Origin of the sequence: Flavobacterium sp. FlaQc-48 (assembly GCF_044007335.1) — a bacterium.
Classification (GTDB): Bacteria; Bacteroidota; Bacteroidia; order Flavobacteriales; family Flavobacteriaceae; genus Flavobacterium.
In genome coordinates this window covers 1-14947 of record NZ_JBIPCR010000021.1, presented here as the reverse complement: position 1 = coordinate 14947, position 14947 = coordinate 1, and the positions used below count along the sequence as shown (strand labels likewise).

At 38.9% G+C, this 14947-nt stretch carries 9 protein-coding genes; all 9 read left to right on the top strand.

What is annotated here, in order from left to right; genetic code table 11:
- The first annotated feature begins 40 nt into the window (after positions 1-40).
- A complete protein-coding gene (locus ACHRWY_RS23715; RefSeq protein WP_395357867.1) occupies positions 41-961 on the top strand; it encodes a dihydrodipicolinate synthase family protein in 921 nt (306 codons plus the stop codon).
- Between the two features lie 30 nt (positions 962-991).
- Positions 992-2152, top strand: coding sequence for a galactose oxidase (locus ACHRWY_RS23710; protein WP_395357866.1), 1161 nt, complete (start codon positions 992-994; stop codon positions 2150-2152).
- A gap of 285 nt (positions 2153-2437) precedes the next feature.
- The gene (locus ACHRWY_RS23705) at positions 2438-3679 is read left to right on the top strand and encodes an MFS transporter (RefSeq protein WP_395357865.1); all 1242 of its coding nucleotides are present in this window, start codon (positions 2438-2440) and stop codon (positions 3677-3679) included.
- Positions 3680-3810: 131 nt separating this feature from the next.
- Positions 3811-5901 (top strand): GDSL-type esterase/lipase family protein, encoded by a 2091-nt coding sequence (locus ACHRWY_RS23700; protein ID WP_395357864.1) that lies wholly within the window; start codon positions 3811-3813, stop codon positions 5899-5901.
- Between the two features lie 160 nt (positions 5902-6061).
- Entirely contained in the window at positions 6062-7273 is a 1212-nt protein-coding gene (locus tag ACHRWY_RS23695) for an AGE family epimerase/isomerase (protein WP_395357863.1), read from the top strand.
- Between the two features lie 907 nt (positions 7274-8180).
- A complete protein-coding gene (locus ACHRWY_RS23690) occupies positions 8181-11327 on the top strand; it encodes a LamG-like jellyroll fold domain-containing protein (protein WP_395357862.1) in 3147 nt (1048 codons plus the stop codon).
- Between the two features lie 86 nt (positions 11328-11413).
- On the top strand, positions 11414-12541 hold the full coding sequence (gene nagA, locus ACHRWY_RS23685; RefSeq protein ID WP_395357861.1) for an N-acetylglucosamine-6-phosphate deacetylase: 1128 nt from the start codon (positions 11414-11416) through the stop codon (positions 12539-12541).
- 12 nt (positions 12542-12553) lie between these two features.
- A complete protein-coding gene (locus ACHRWY_RS23680; protein ID WP_395357860.1) occupies positions 12554-13462 on the top strand; it encodes a DMT family transporter in 909 nt (302 codons plus the stop codon).
- A gap of 284 nt (positions 13463-13746) precedes the next feature.
- Positions 13747-14947 (top strand): glucosamine-6-phosphate deaminase (gene nagB / locus ACHRWY_RS23675; protein ID WP_395357859.1); only part of this gene is annotated, 1201 nt, incomplete at its 3' end.

Genomic DNA, 14947 nt, shown 5'->3' with positions numbered 1-14947 from the left:
CCAGTCTATAAAATACAACAAACAACAAAAAAACATACTCATGAAAATTGAACATTTACAAGGTCTGATTTCTGCTCCATTTACTCCTTTTGACAGCCACGGAAAATTAGACGTAAGCCTGATTCCGCCCTACTATGCCTTTCTGAAAAGAAACGGAATTACGGGAGCTTTTATCAACGGATCAACCGGAGAAGGGGTTTCTATTTCAGTAGAAGAGAAAAAAGCCGTGGCGCAAGCCTGGGCAGATTGTTCGAACCACGATACCGATTTCAAAGTAATGGTTTTCCTTGGCGGAACCTGCCTGACAGATTGTATCGATTTGGCCCAACACGCTTACGAAATTGGTTTGTACGCCGTTTCTTTAACCGCACCTTTTTACTTTAAACCCGGAAACGTTGATACCCTTGCCGAAATTTGTATTAAAGTAGGAGAAAGCGTTCCAAACATGCCATTGTACTATTACCACATTCCGGTATTGACAGGCGTAAACATTCCGATGTACGATTTGGTAAGGGCTTTAGATGGCAAACTTCCAAACTTTGCCGGCGTAAAATACACACACGAAGATTTTATGGATTTCCAGAGTTGCATGAGCTACGAAAACGGAAAATTTGATATGCTTTGGGGACGTGACGAAAACATGTTATCGGCTTTGGTTTTAGGGGCAAAAGGTGCTGTTGGAAGTACTTTTAATTATGCTGCGCCATTGTATTATGATTTAATTGATGCTTTCAATAACAATGATTTGGTTAAGGCAAGAGCGCTTCAGCAAAAATCAATTGATATGATTCGTTTCTTAGGGAAATATGGCGGAATCTCTGTTGGAAAAGCCTATATGAAATTAGTTGGCCATGATCTAGGAGGATTCAGATTACCGGTTAAAAACATGAGTGCCGAGCAATTTGAGTTATTCAAAAAAGATGTCGCGGGTTTAAATTTTGATACTTTCAAATCCAAATAAATCAGTTTGTTTTCTCTAAAACTAACCCTTATGAATACGCCTTTTTCTTCCTTAATCCTTACTATTTTAATTATGTCTGCAACCGTTGGTTTTTCGCAAAAAACAAAGATTACAAATGTCGAATGGAAAAAAGCGGCCCAATTGCAAAATGCTGACGGAAGCCTTTCATTGGGTTTTGCAGGCCCGATAAACGGAGTAAGTAATACTGTTCTGATCGTTGCCGGCGGCGCTAATTTTCCAGATAAAATGCCCTGGGAAGGAGGAAAAAAACACTATTCAGACGAAATTCATGTTTTAGAAAAAACGGGAGATGATTTTCACTGGAACAAAAAAGCAGCGAATGCATTACCGGAGCCTATTGCATATCCCGGAAATACAACCACAAGTTTAGGAATTGTTTATGTAGGCGGAGAAAACGAAAACGGACTTTCGAATAAGGCGTATCTTCTAAACTGGAATGCCGACAAAAATGAAGTGGAAATAAAATCGCTTCCGGATTTTCCACTAGCGATTACCAATATTGCCCTTACACATTTAAACAATGTAGTTTACGCTATTGGCGGAGATGAAGCAAAACAATCCTCCGATTTAGTTTTTAGTATCGATTTAAATGCTAAAAAACCCGTCTGGAAATCGTTGACCAAATTGCCTTTTGCTTTGGCGAATTCAGTTTCGGTGATCCAAAATGGTAAACTTTATGTGATTGGAGGAAGAACCAAAACGAACTCAGGAATCAGCGATTTGCACAACACCACTTTGGCTTTCGATCTTAAAAAACAAGTTTGGGAAACCAAAGCCAATATCTCTGACGGAAAACAAACCACCTGTTTTTCTGCCGGTGCGGGAGTTGCTGTGGGCAATGAATCTATTTTAATTCTTGGCGGAGATAACGGAACGACTTTTCATAAAATCGAAACCTATTTGTCTCAAATTGCTAAAGCCACTTCTGACGAGGAAAAATCAAAGCTTATCGCCGAAAAAAACATATTAAACACGACACACAAAGGTTTTTACAACGATATTTTGCAATACAACACACATACAAATAAATGGTCAAAGGTGGGCGAATTGCCTTTTCTGGCGCAGGTAACAACAACAGCAACAATCTGGAATGATACCGTGGTTTTATCGAATGGAGAAATAAAACCCGGAATTCGTACCCCTGATGTCATGTTGGGAACTATTAAATGATTAAAAGTTCGACAAAGAGACCTAACAGGTTTTTAAACCCTGTTAGGTCTGGCAAAGAATCAGAATAAAATCTGTTTAAATCTGCATTATCTGTGTGTAAAAAAAATTAAACACCTAGAAACATAGATTTAAATTCGAAGTAAAGAATGTTCTAGAAAAACACATTTTTTTCACATAGCGCTATGAGTTTTATTTGGAGTGAAACGCCTTTTCAAGCTATGCAAACTATGTCTCTATGTTAAAAAATTAAGCTCAATAAATAAAATTTTATAAGCATATCAAAATATGAAAAACTCTAAATATTATCCCTGGTTAGTCGTCGCGTTGCTTTGGATTGTAGCGCTGCTCAACTATATGGACAGACAAATGCTGGCGACCATGAGACCATCAATGGAAGCTGACATTCCTGAACTGGTTTCAGGTGAAAATTTTGGACGTTTAATGGCCATTTTTCTTTGGATTTATGCTTTAATGAGCCCGATTTCAGGTCTTATTGCCGACAAATTAAACCGAAAATGGTTGATTATTGGCAGTTTATTTGTTTGGTCTGCCGTTACTTATGCAATGGGATATGCCACAACTTACAATCAGGTTTATTGGTTAAGAGCCGTTATGGGCGTGAGTGAAGCCTTATATATTCCGGCAGGTCTGGCTTTAATTGCCGATTACCATCAACAAAAAACCAGATCACTGGCCATTGGTATTCACATGACCGGGCTTTATGTAGGTTCTGCCTTGGGTGGTTTTGGCGCTACAATAGCTGCCCGGTTCTCGTGGCATGCTACTTTTCATAATTTTGGTATTGTGGGTGTTATTTATTCGATTGTTTTAATTTTCTTTTTATACGAGAAAAAAGAAAAAACGGTAGTCTTTGACCCTGAATTTAATAAAACACACGAAAAAGATTCCCTTTTCAAAGGCCTTGCTTTATTGTTCAGCAATATCTCCTTTTGGGTCATTTTATTTTATTTTGCTATTATCAGTTTACCGGGCTGGGCCACAAAAAACTGGCTGCCTACCCTATTCTCAGATAATTTAGGCATTTCAATGGATCAGGCCGGACCAATCGCTACAATTACGATCTCCTTTTCATCCTTAATAGGCGTAATTTTCGGTGGAATTTTATCAGACAAATGGGTTCAAAAAAATATTAAGGGACGGGTATATACCAGTGCCATTGGGCTGAGTTTAACCATTCCCGCATTGTTGTTAATCGGTTTTGGGCATTCTTTATTTCACGTCGTGGGTGCCGTTTTATGCTTTGGTATCGGATACGGAATGTTCGATGCAAATAATATGCCCATCATCTGTCAATTTGTTTCGTCCAAACATCGGGCAACGGCTTATGGTGTCCTTAATATGACCGGAGTCGGTTGCGGAGCATTGGTTACGTCACTATTAGGAAAATCAGCAGATTCAGGAACTTTAGGGTTTGGTTTTGCGCTGATGGCCGGAGTTGTGCTGGTAGCACTACTCGTTCAGGTTAGTTTTCTGCGTCCCAAAGTCAATGATTTTGCAGATGCATAGACCATAAAGTTCATCCCCTTTTTTACAATTTAAGAGTTAGTTGTTTTTTGGTTTTTTAATAAGCCCGGGCGGAGCCATGCGTTCTGCCCAGCTTATAATTGCCACATTTTTAATAATAGTTCTAATAAAAAATGAGAACAAAAAATCGAAATATTCATATTATAATCCTTCTTCTTTCAATGATTTCGAATCTTGAAATGACGGCACAGACTCCAATAAAAATAGCTTGCATTGGTGATTCTGTAACGGCGGGCTATCTTTTAGCGCATCCTGCAGCTGAATCCTATCCTTCGCAGCTTCAGGTTTTACTGGGAAGTCAATATGAAGTCAAAAATTTTGGACATAGCGGGGCCACACTTTTAAAGAAAGGAAGTACACCGTATTTTAAAACCGAAAAATGTGCCGAAGCCATTGCATATCGTCCGGATATTGCGATTATTCATTTGGGACTAAATGATACTGATCCTAGAAACTGGCCCAATTATAAAGACGATTTTGATGCCGATTATTCATGGCTAATTGATACTTTAAAAACCCAAAATCCGAAGGTGAAAATTTTCATCTGCAAAATGACTCCGATATTCAATGAACATCCACGTTTTAAATCCGGAACCAGAGATTGGTTTTGGCAGATTCAGGAACATATTGAAGGAATTGCAAAAGCCAATAATGTTGGTTTAATTGATCTCCACGAAAAATTATATAATCGCCCTGATCTTTTTCCGGATGCTTTACATCCCACAAAAGAAGGCGCTGCAATTTTAGCAAAAACCGTTTACGGAAATATTACGCAGGATTTTGGCGGATTAAAATTATCGCCTGTTTTCGCCAATAATATGGTGCTGCAAAGAAACCAGCCCATTGTAATTTATGGAAATGCAAATGGAGGTTACAAAGTCGAAATCACTTTAGACAATAAGAAAGAAATCGCGATTACTAATGAATTCGGAAAATGGAAAGTTATTTTTCCTGCAATGAAATCCGGCGGAACACATCAGATTACAATTTCATCAAAAGAAGAAAATATAGTTTTAAGAAATATACTAATTGGCGATGTTTGGTTTTGTTCCGGACAGTCGAATATGGCATTTCCGCTTCAGAAATCAGAAAACGGAATGGCTGAGGTAAAAAACGCCATCAATAATACCCATCTTCGTTTATTCAACTTTGAAGCTATTGCCGAAACAGATGAAAAAGCCTGGGATTCTATTACTTTAGAAAAAACCAATCGGTTAGAATTTTTCTCCGGAAAGTGGAAAATTAGTGATTCTATAAGTGCCAAAGATTTCTCGGCCATAGCCTATTACTTCGGACAAAATATTGCCCGAGAAGAAAATATCCCTATAGGTTTAATACAAGTTGCCGTTGGCGGATCTCCCATAGAATCCTGGATCGACCGCTATACTTTAGAACATGATGACAAAGTGGTTGATGTTTTGACCAACTGGCGAAAATCTGATTTCATAATGCCGTGGGTAAGATCTCGTGCCGATGAAAACTTGAAAAATGCTAAAAACCCAAAACAGCGGCATCCGTACGGCCCCGGTTACAACTATGAAGCCGGCGTAACACATTTTACTGATTTCCCCATAAAAGGAATCATTTGGTACCAAGGCGAAAGCAACGCACACAACATCGAATTATACGAGCATTTAATGCCAGTCCTGGTTGGAAACTGGCGAAAAGCGTGGGGAACCTCCCTACCCTTTTATTATGTTCAATTGTCAGGAACAGATCGTCCAACCTGGCCGTCCTTTAGAGATGCACAAACCAAAATCCAGAAAAATATCGCCAATAGCGGCATGGCGATTAGTATGGATTATGGTGATGCTACAAATGTGCATCCTATTCAAAAAAAGCAGGTTGGAGATCGTCTGGCGCTTTTGGCCCTGAAATATACCTACGGAAAAAATATAACCGCAAACGGGCCATCGGCCATAAAAGCAATACAAAAAGGAGATCAAATTATTATTTCTTTTTCGAATGCCAGACAATTAGCTACAGCCGATAAAAAAGAACTAACAGGTTTTGAACTGGTCAACGAAAAAGGAATCCGGATCGAAAGCAAAGCAGTTATTATTAAAAATGAGGTTTCAATAAATATTCCGAAAGGCGAAAAGATAAAAACCGTTTTATACGCCTGGAAACCTTATACAACAGCAAACCTGGTCAATGAAGCCCATTTGCCTTGTTCGACTTTCAGACTGGATTTAAAACCATAAAAACGAAACCCGAATTTGCCCTGCCTGTTCGCTATCGCCCGGGTCACGAATTAGCAAAAAATTAAAAAACATAATCCGTTTAAATCTGCGCTATCTGCGTGCAAAAAAAAGAAAATCAACACTTAGCAAATACAAAAACTAAGTCAAAAACATATATAAAATGAGTTATTCCAATACGGATCTTCTACACCTAAAAGATTTTTATCAGAACCAATTATTACAGGATACCGTACCTTTTTGGTTTCCACAATCCATCGACACAATTCATGGTGGTTACTTATTAATGCGGGGACAAAATGGCGATTTAATCGACGATGATAAATCGGTTTGGTTTCAGGGCCGAACTGCCTGGTTGTTATCGACACTTTACAATACTGTCGAACAAAAGCAAGAATGGTTAGACGGTGCCCAATCCGGAATCGACTTTATAAACCAACATTGTTTTGATACCGATGGAAGAATGTTTTTTCATGTAACCCGCGAAGGAAACCCGATTCGTAAACGTCGTTATTATTTTTCTGAAACCTTTGCTGTAATTGCCATGAGTGCTTATGCCAAAGCCAGCGGAGACGAAAAAATTGCAGAACAGGCACGCCATTTATTTGGGGAATGTATCAAATATTCGAGTACTCCGGGATTATTAGAACCAAAATATACGAATGAACGTCCGTCTAAAGGAATTGGGTCACCTATGATTATGATCAATACGGCGCAGCAGGTACGGGAAACCATCGGAGATCCGCGTTGCGATGAATGGATTACCAAATGGATTGCCGAAATCGAAAATGATTTTGTAAAACACGACATCCAATGTGTAATGGAACAAGTGGCTCCTGACGGGTCAATCATTGATCATATTGATGGTCGCACGCTTAATCCGGGTCACGCGATCGAAGGTGCCTGGTTCATTTTGCATGAAGCAAAATATAGAAACAATGATCCGCATTTAATCGAATTAGGCTGCAAAATGCTGGATTATATGTGGGAACGCGGTTGGGACAAAGAACATGGCGGTATTTTATATTTCTGCGATGTTTACGGTAAACCCGTTCAGGAATATTGGCAGGACATGAAATTCTGGTGGCCGCATAATGAAGTTATTATTGCCACATTATTGGCTTACACCATGACCGGTGATGAAAAATATGCCCGCTGGCACAAAATGATCCATGATTATGCGTACAGTAAATTCCACGATAAAGAAAACGGAGAATGGTTTGGGTATTTGCATCGAGACGGAACTGTTGCTCAAACAGCAAAAGGAAATCTTTATAAAGGACCTTTTCATTTACCGCGTCAGGAATGGTATTGCTCAAACTTATTAAATGAATATCTTGAAAAAACAGTCAAACATGAAAATCAAAGTTTGTAAATCGGTAGTGGAGCCTTTAGCACTAATTGTTACTAGAAATGTAATTCGTATTTGATGTGCCGTTAGGAAAATAAATATTAATAGAAAATACAGATTGATTTTAATAGGCCATTAGGAAATGAATTTTAGTAGACAATAATAGAGTTTGAATTAAATGTGCCGTTAGGCACTAAAGGTCGGTAGAAAAAAATTAGGTTCACGATCCGTGGACGTGCCGTAGGTACGTAATAACGAACGTTTGTGGCGTACCTACGGCACGCTAAATGACATTGCGATTTCTGATTTCCTACCAACCTGTAGTGCCTAAAGGCACACCGAATACGTTCAATACACTGTTATATTTTGATTGAAATTAATGTGCTGTTAGGTTTTATGCATTGGTACAAATATAAATTGAGTGATATACCGTTAGAAAAATAAATGTTAATAGAAAATACAGATTGATTTTAATAGGCCATTAGGAAATGAATTTTAGTAGACAATAATAGAGTTTGAATTAAATGTGCCGTTAGGCACTAAAGGTCGGTAGAAAAAAAATTACGTCACGATCCGTAGGCGTGCCGTAGGTACGCAATAGCTACGTTTAATTGCGTACCTACGGCACGCTAAATGACATTGCGATTTCTGATTTCCTACCAACCTGTAGTGCCTAACGGCACAGTAAATAACATAAGGCTATGTGAGAAAATCATGATTCTTAAATTTTAATTTTAGATCTATCCTGAAGCTCCGGAACTATGTGTTCAATAAAATTGTATTCATCATCTTGTCGTAAAAGTCAATGATTCCATCAGGTAGTTCGTGATTAAATCTTACACTTATTAACCAATTTTAACCAAATATAAAAACTATGAAAAATGTATTACTATTATTTTGTTCGTGTTTTATGTGTTTATACGGTACCTGTATGCAAGCACAAAGTGGTAAGGTTTTGAACCTTGATGGAATCTCTACTTTTATGACAGTCGCAGATCATCCTGATTTAGACTTCGGCGCAAGCCAGAACAAAACGATTACCTGCTGGATAAAGACAACAACTTCAACGGGAACACCTAGAATTTTTGCCAAAAGAAACGGCGCCTCAGGAAACGGATATGAATTTTGGACCGGAAATGGCACCAATGCCGGAAAATTTGCGATGAACATGAGTGGTACCGGAACTCCAAACAATATTAGTACGGCAGGATATTCGGCTAATTCTATTGCTGACGGAACCTGGCATCATATTGCGCTGGTTATTGATGCCTCGAGTAATCGAACCATGTACGGTTATATCGATGGTGTTCTGGCCAATACCGGTAAGCCTTTTACCTCTGTTACTTCTGATTTTTCGAATGCTTTAAGCTTTGTTGTTGGAGCGACTTCAGATGCTGGTAACAGTTACAAATGGACAGGTCAAATCGACAATGTACGGGTTTGGAACAAAGCCATGACTGCAACTGAATTACAGGCAGATATGACCGCTATTGTCAATGCGCCCGCAACCGATCTTTTGGCAGCATGGAATTTTGAAAACATAAGCGGTACTTCGGTTCCTGATGTTTCGGGCAATAACCATCCCGGGACTCTTACAGGATCTCCAACCGTGTCGAATGCTTTTCCGATGATTTTATCTTTAGATGGTGTTAATGATTATATGTCGGTGGTGAATCATGCTGATTTTAATATTGCTGCGGGTCAGAATTTAACGGTAACCTGCAAAATTAAAACGTCTGATTTTGGCAAACGTATTTTAAGCAAACGTCCCGGAGGTGCCGGAATAGGATATGAATTTATCAATAATACTTCGGCAGGCGGCGGACAATTTGGGGTTAATTTAACGACAAGTGCAGGTGCAGCAGGACCTCCGTACGGAACCTCCAATATCGCAGACAATATCTGGCATCATTTGGCCATGGTAGTTGATGTTGCTTCAACAAGCTGTAAAATTTATGTCGATGGTGTTTTACAACAGACTAAAACCACTACAAACATTGGCGGAACCAATACAGTTTCGAATACCGGAGATGTATTGTTTGGCACACTCAGCACTTTTGCTTCTTATATGAATGCACAATTAGATGATATTCGTTTCTGGAATAAAGCTATGACGGCCGCAGAAATCGTAACCGATAAAACGGTAATTGTTACCGGAACGGAAACGAATCTAATTGCGGCCTGGGATTTTGAAAATGTTAGCGGTACAACTGTTCCGGATATTTCGGGAAACAATCATACGGGAACCTTAAATAACGGAGCGGCTGTAATTGCGCAAACCAACGAAATGCAGATCAATTCGGTTTCCCTGGTGCAAACAGAATTACCAACGGGAATTGGCGATACAAACCAACGTATTATTGCCGTAAAAGCTGCTGTGAGCGGTACTATAAATCCACTTACGGTAAGTACTTTAAAATTTACCATGACCGGAACTACCACTATTGCTGATGTTACGAATATTAAAATTTATTCCAGCGGAAGTACGGCTATTTTCAATCCTGCTACGTCCACTTTGTTTGGAAATGTAACTCCGTCTGGCGGAAATCTTGTTGTAAACGGTTCGAAAGCATTAGTAAACGGAGACAATTATTTTTGGATAACGTATGATATTTCGGCTACAGCCACCGAAGGAAATCTGTTAGACGCTACTTGCGAATCGATCACAGCCAATAGCATTACCTACAATACAGCCGCTAATACCGTGGCAGGAAATCGCGTTATTTTACTGGCAAACACTTTACTCTTTACACCCGGAGATGCAGGTTCTGCCAGCTATAGAATTCCGGCAATTATTACCGCTGCCGATGGTTCATTGGTAACCGTAACCGACAAAAGATGGAATGGTGCCGGAGATTTGGCAGCCAAAATTGATCCTGTTGTTCGCCGCAGTACAGATAACGGAAAAACCTGGTCGGCACCGGTAACAATTGCTAATTTTGGTGCTTCAACCGGAGCCGGAGATGCAGCTTTGGTTTTGGATAAAACTACAGGGGAATTATTATGTCTCGTTTCTGCCGAAAAAGGCTTTTTTGCTTCTACAAATGCCGCTCCGGCCAAAGTTCTGGTCATTCACAGTACCGATAATGGTATAACCTGGGGAACTCCGGTCGATATTACAAGTCAGATTTATGGACCAAATCCGGGTTGGAAAGGCTTATTTGTAGCTTCTGGAAGAGCGCATCAATTGCGTGACGGAAAAATTGTCGCTGCCATTGCCGTACGTGAAAATGTCTCGGGAACAGAACATATCAATAATTATATGATCACCAGTGCTGATCACGGAGTTACCTGGACGGCATCAACAGGAAGAGCCGAATTAGACGGAGACGAAGCCAAAGTAGTAGAATTAAACAATGGTACGATCATGATGAGCATTCGTAATCCGGGAACACGCCGTTTTAATATTTCTACAGATAAAGGCGCAACCTGGGGAACTGCTTACAACCAGGCGAGTATTACCGACCCTAATTGCGATGGTGATTTTATTCGCTATACTTCTACCCTTGATGGTTATGATAAAAATCGTCTGTTACATTCGATTCCGTTTTCCGGAAGCCGTAAAAATGTGAGTGTACTGTTGAGTACGGATGAAGGAACAACCTGGGGATCGCCTAAAACTATTTTTACCGGAGCCTCGGCTTATTCAAGTTTAACGATATTGCCTGACGGGACAATTGGTCTTTATTATGAAAATGGAGAAAGTTCAACCTATCAAATGTATTTTGTTCGTTTTAGCTTAAATTGGCTCACTAATGGCACCGATAGCTTTGTTGCAGCAAGCAATCCTTCTTTAAGTAAAAAAACAGAGGAAAATATTGGCAATACAGATTCAAAATTTGACGCCGTGGTTGAGCCTAATCCAACCAACGATATTTTTAATGTTACCTTTAAGAATGCAAAAGGAAATGTTACGCTTAAAATAGCAGATGTTTCAGGAAAAGTAATTCAAAAAATAACTTTAAATGATTCTGAAACCGGCAAAACGTTGTCCTTAGGAAATAAACCCGACGGTATGTACATTTTACAAATAAATGATACTAACACAACGCTAAGCCGAAAAGTGATCAAAAAATAAAAAAGAGCCAAAGGCCCGGCCTATATTGCAGGGCTGGATTTTAATCCCGTCTTAATCCGGTTTAAAAATAAAATAAAAATTAAAAAATGAAACAGGCGATTATCAATACGACCGTGCACACAGGTGATGAGATCATTACCAACGGAGTCATTATTATCGAAAACGGAACTATTGTTTCTGTTCAAAAAGAAATTCCTAATGATATCGAAACAATTGACTTAAAAGGAAATCATATTGCCGCAGGCTTTATCGATATTCAGATCAATGGTGGAGAAAGACTTTACTTTAGTCAGACGCCTACTGAGGAAACGATTCAGGATATTTACGATTCAAGCTTAAAATATGGAACTACTCATGTATTGCCATGTTTGATCTCCTCTTCGCATGAAACGATTCTTCAGGGAATTGAAGCTGTTCGCACTTACATGAAGAAGCACCATAATGGTGTAATCGGAATGCATCTGGAAGGGCCTTTTTTGAATCCGTTAAAACGTGGCGCACATAGTATCGATCAGGTTCGAAAACCAACAAATGCCGAACTGGAAGAAATCATCCGACTGGGAAAAGATGTGATCAAAGTAATCACCATTGCACCGGAATGTTTTACAGAAGAACAACTAAACATGCTGATCAAAAGTGGTATCGTAATCTCGATTGGACATTCGACGGTTACACACAAAGAAGCGCAGTTTTATTTTTCGAAAGGTCTAAAACTCGTAACCCATTTATTTAACGCCATGACACAATTCGGACATCGCGAACCGGGTTTGGTGGGGGCTGCTTTTGAAAACGAAAATGTCTATGCTCCTGTTATTTTAGATGGTGCCCATTGCGATTATACGGCCGCAAAACTGGCATACAAACTCAAACAGGATAAATTCTTTCTGATTAGTGATGCAACCTTTTTAGGCCGAAAAGTAGCCAACTTTAAATGGGATAATTTTGATGCGCATCTCGAGAATGGTTTTTACAGAAATGACGACGGAAATTTAGCCGGAGCTACCATTTCGATGTTAGAAGCAGTTCAGAATGCGTATAATCATTTAGAGGTTTCGGCAGATGAAGCTATTAAAATGGCCACTTCACGTGTTGCGGCTGCCATTGGTTTAGAAGAGCAATTCGGCAAAATAAAAGCCGGATATCCGGCAAGTTTTGTTCAGTTCAATGAAGATTTATCCGAGATAGAAACATTGAATTTTTTAAGACATCAATAACTGTTTCATAAAATGATCAAAGAAAAAATGCTCCCGATTACTGCCAAAATCAAAGAATTTAAAATCATTATTGCCGGAATATTGTTTGCCTTTTTATGGGCATCTGCCTCTACTGCAACCAAAATCGGACTGCATGCCGCGCAGCCTTTTGTGATTTCTATTTTCAGGTTTATAATAGCCGGGAGCATAATGCTTTTTATATCCCATATCGTAATGGCAAAACGATTTCCACAGAAAAAAGAATGGGTTCAGATCAGTATGTATGGTTTGTTCAATATTACTTTTTATCTGGGATTGTATGTCGTTGCCATGCAAAAAGTATCCGCCGGTTTGGGGAGTTTAGCTGTAGCAACTAATCCTGTTTTTATTGTTTTGATCTCGGCTATTTGGTTATCGCATAAAATCAAATTCAAAAACATCCTTAGTTTAATGCTCTGTTTTATTGGTGTATTTCTAGCGGCTTATCCTTTATTACAAAACAGCTTTGCAACTCCCGGCGGCATACTTATTTTAGTGACCAGCATGATTGCGTATTCATTAGGTACTATTTATTATTCAAAACAAAACTGGAACGGGTTGCACATTCTCACGATCAATGGGTGGCAAACCATTATTGGGGCTGTGTTTCTGCTTCCGGTTTTATTTTTAACGTATGATGCTGATAAAAATATTTTCAACAGCGATTTTTGGCTTTCGACTTCCTGGCTGGCTATTGCGGTTTCTATTGGCGCTGTCCAGTTTTGGCTGTATTTATTAAAAAACAATCCTGTTAAAGCTTCGTACTGGCTTTTTCTCTGTCCAATTTTCGGATTTTTAATTGCCTTTTTTATGGTTGACGAACCGCTTACTTTATATACGCTTTTTGGAGTTGTATTTGTCATCATCGGATTGTACACCTCACTTTCTTCCGATAAAAAATAAAATAATGAACTGGAAATATATTTTTAGACATAGAGGCTATCTTAATGTTTAAATCTGTGTCTTAAATATTTTTTTACGCAGATTTTTTTTAAGTCTGACTTTGATTTAAAATCTAACAGATAAAAAAAACAAAAATCTAAGATGCTCATAAAAAAGCATGCTTTACTAACATAGCGATCTGCATTAAAACTAGTGAAACGCTTTTATACACAAAGAAAAGCGATACCTCTGTGGGTTAAAAAATGATCCACAAATAAAAAATTAACCAAATAAAATTTATACAAATGGAAACTGATTTAGAAACCAAACCTGATATCAGCTATAAAAGTGCGGGAAAATTTGAAGAAACCAGATTTGAGAAAATCCACAACGAAATCTTCAGAAATTCAGCAGAAGCTTCTATAATTGTGGCGCAGGAAATCGCGCAATTAATTAGATCTAAACAAGAAAAAAACAAGTCTTGTGTATTAGGTTTAGCCACAGGTTCTTCTCCTGTAAAAGTCTATGAAGAATTAGTGAGAATGCACAAAGAAGAAGGACTAAGTTTTAGCAATGTGATCACTTTCAACCTGGATGAATATTATCCAATGACAAAAGAGAACAACCAGAGCTATCATTATTTCATGCATCAGCATCTTTTTAACCACATTGACATCAAACCTGAAAATGTTAATATTCCCGACGGAACCGTTGCTATTGATGAACTGAACCAATACTGCATCGATTACGAAATGAATATTAAAAATGCCGGAGGACTTGATTTTCAATTATTAGGAATTGGGCGTACCGGTCACGTAGGTTTCAATGAACCGGGATCGCACATCAATTCCGGAACCCGAATCATTACTTTGGACCATATTACAAGAGTTGATGCTTCATCTGATTTTAATGGCATAGACAATGTTCCCAAAAGAGCCATTACCATGGGAGTTTCTACCATCATGAGATCCAAAAGAATTGTACTAATGGCGTGGGGACAAAACAAATCCGATATCATCAAGAGAACCATTCAGGGTGATGTAAGTTCTGAAGTTCCCGCTACCTTTTTACAAAATCATCCCAATGCGACTTTTGTACTGGACCAGTCTGCAGCATCTGAATTAACCCGCTTTAAAACGCCCTGGTTAGTTGGAGAATGCACCTGGACACAGGAATTAAAAAGCAAAGCGATTGTTTGGTTGTGCCAAAAAACAAAACAATCGATCTTAAAATTAACAGACCGTGATTACAACAACAACGGAATGTCTGACCTTTTGGCGCAGGAAGGTTCTGCTTATGATTTGAACATCAATATGTTCAACGTCTTGCAGCATACCATCACAGGATGGCCCGGAGGAAAACCCAATACAGATGATTCGCATCGTCCGGAAAGAGCCAATCCGGCCAAAAAACGAGTGATTCTTTTTAGTCCGCATCCGGATGATGATGTGATTTCTATGGGAGGAACTTTTTCAAAACTGATCAAACAAGGGCACGATGTACATG

Coding starts and splice junctions, on each gene's coding strand:
- ACHRWY_RS23705 (WP_395357865.1), top strand. CDS start 2,438: ATGAAAAACTCTAAATATTATCCCTGGTTAGTCGTCGCGTTGCTTTGG.
- ACHRWY_RS23710 (WP_395357866.1), top strand. CDS start 992: ATGAATACGCCTTTTTCTTCCTTAATCCTTACTATTTTAATTATGTCT.
- ACHRWY_RS23715 (WP_395357867.1), top strand. CDS start 41: ATGAAAATTGAACATTTACAAGGTCTGATTTCTGCTCCATTTACTCCT.
- ACHRWY_RS23680 (WP_395357860.1), top strand. CDS start 12,554: ATGATCAAAGAAAAAATGCTCCCGATTACTGCCAAAATCAAAGAATTT.
- ACHRWY_RS23690 (WP_395357862.1), top strand. CDS start 8,181: ATGCAAGCACAAAGTGGTAAGGTTTTGAACCTTGATGGAATCTCTACT.
- nagA (WP_395357861.1), top strand. CDS start 11,414: ATGAAACAGGCGATTATCAATACGACCGTGCACACAGGTGATGAGATC.
- ACHRWY_RS23695 (WP_395357863.1), top strand. CDS start 6,062: ATGAGTTATTCCAATACGGATCTTCTACACCTAAAAGATTTTTATCAG.
- ACHRWY_RS23700 (WP_395357864.1), top strand. CDS start 3,811: ATGAGAACAAAAAATCGAAATATTCATATTATAATCCTTCTTCTTTCA.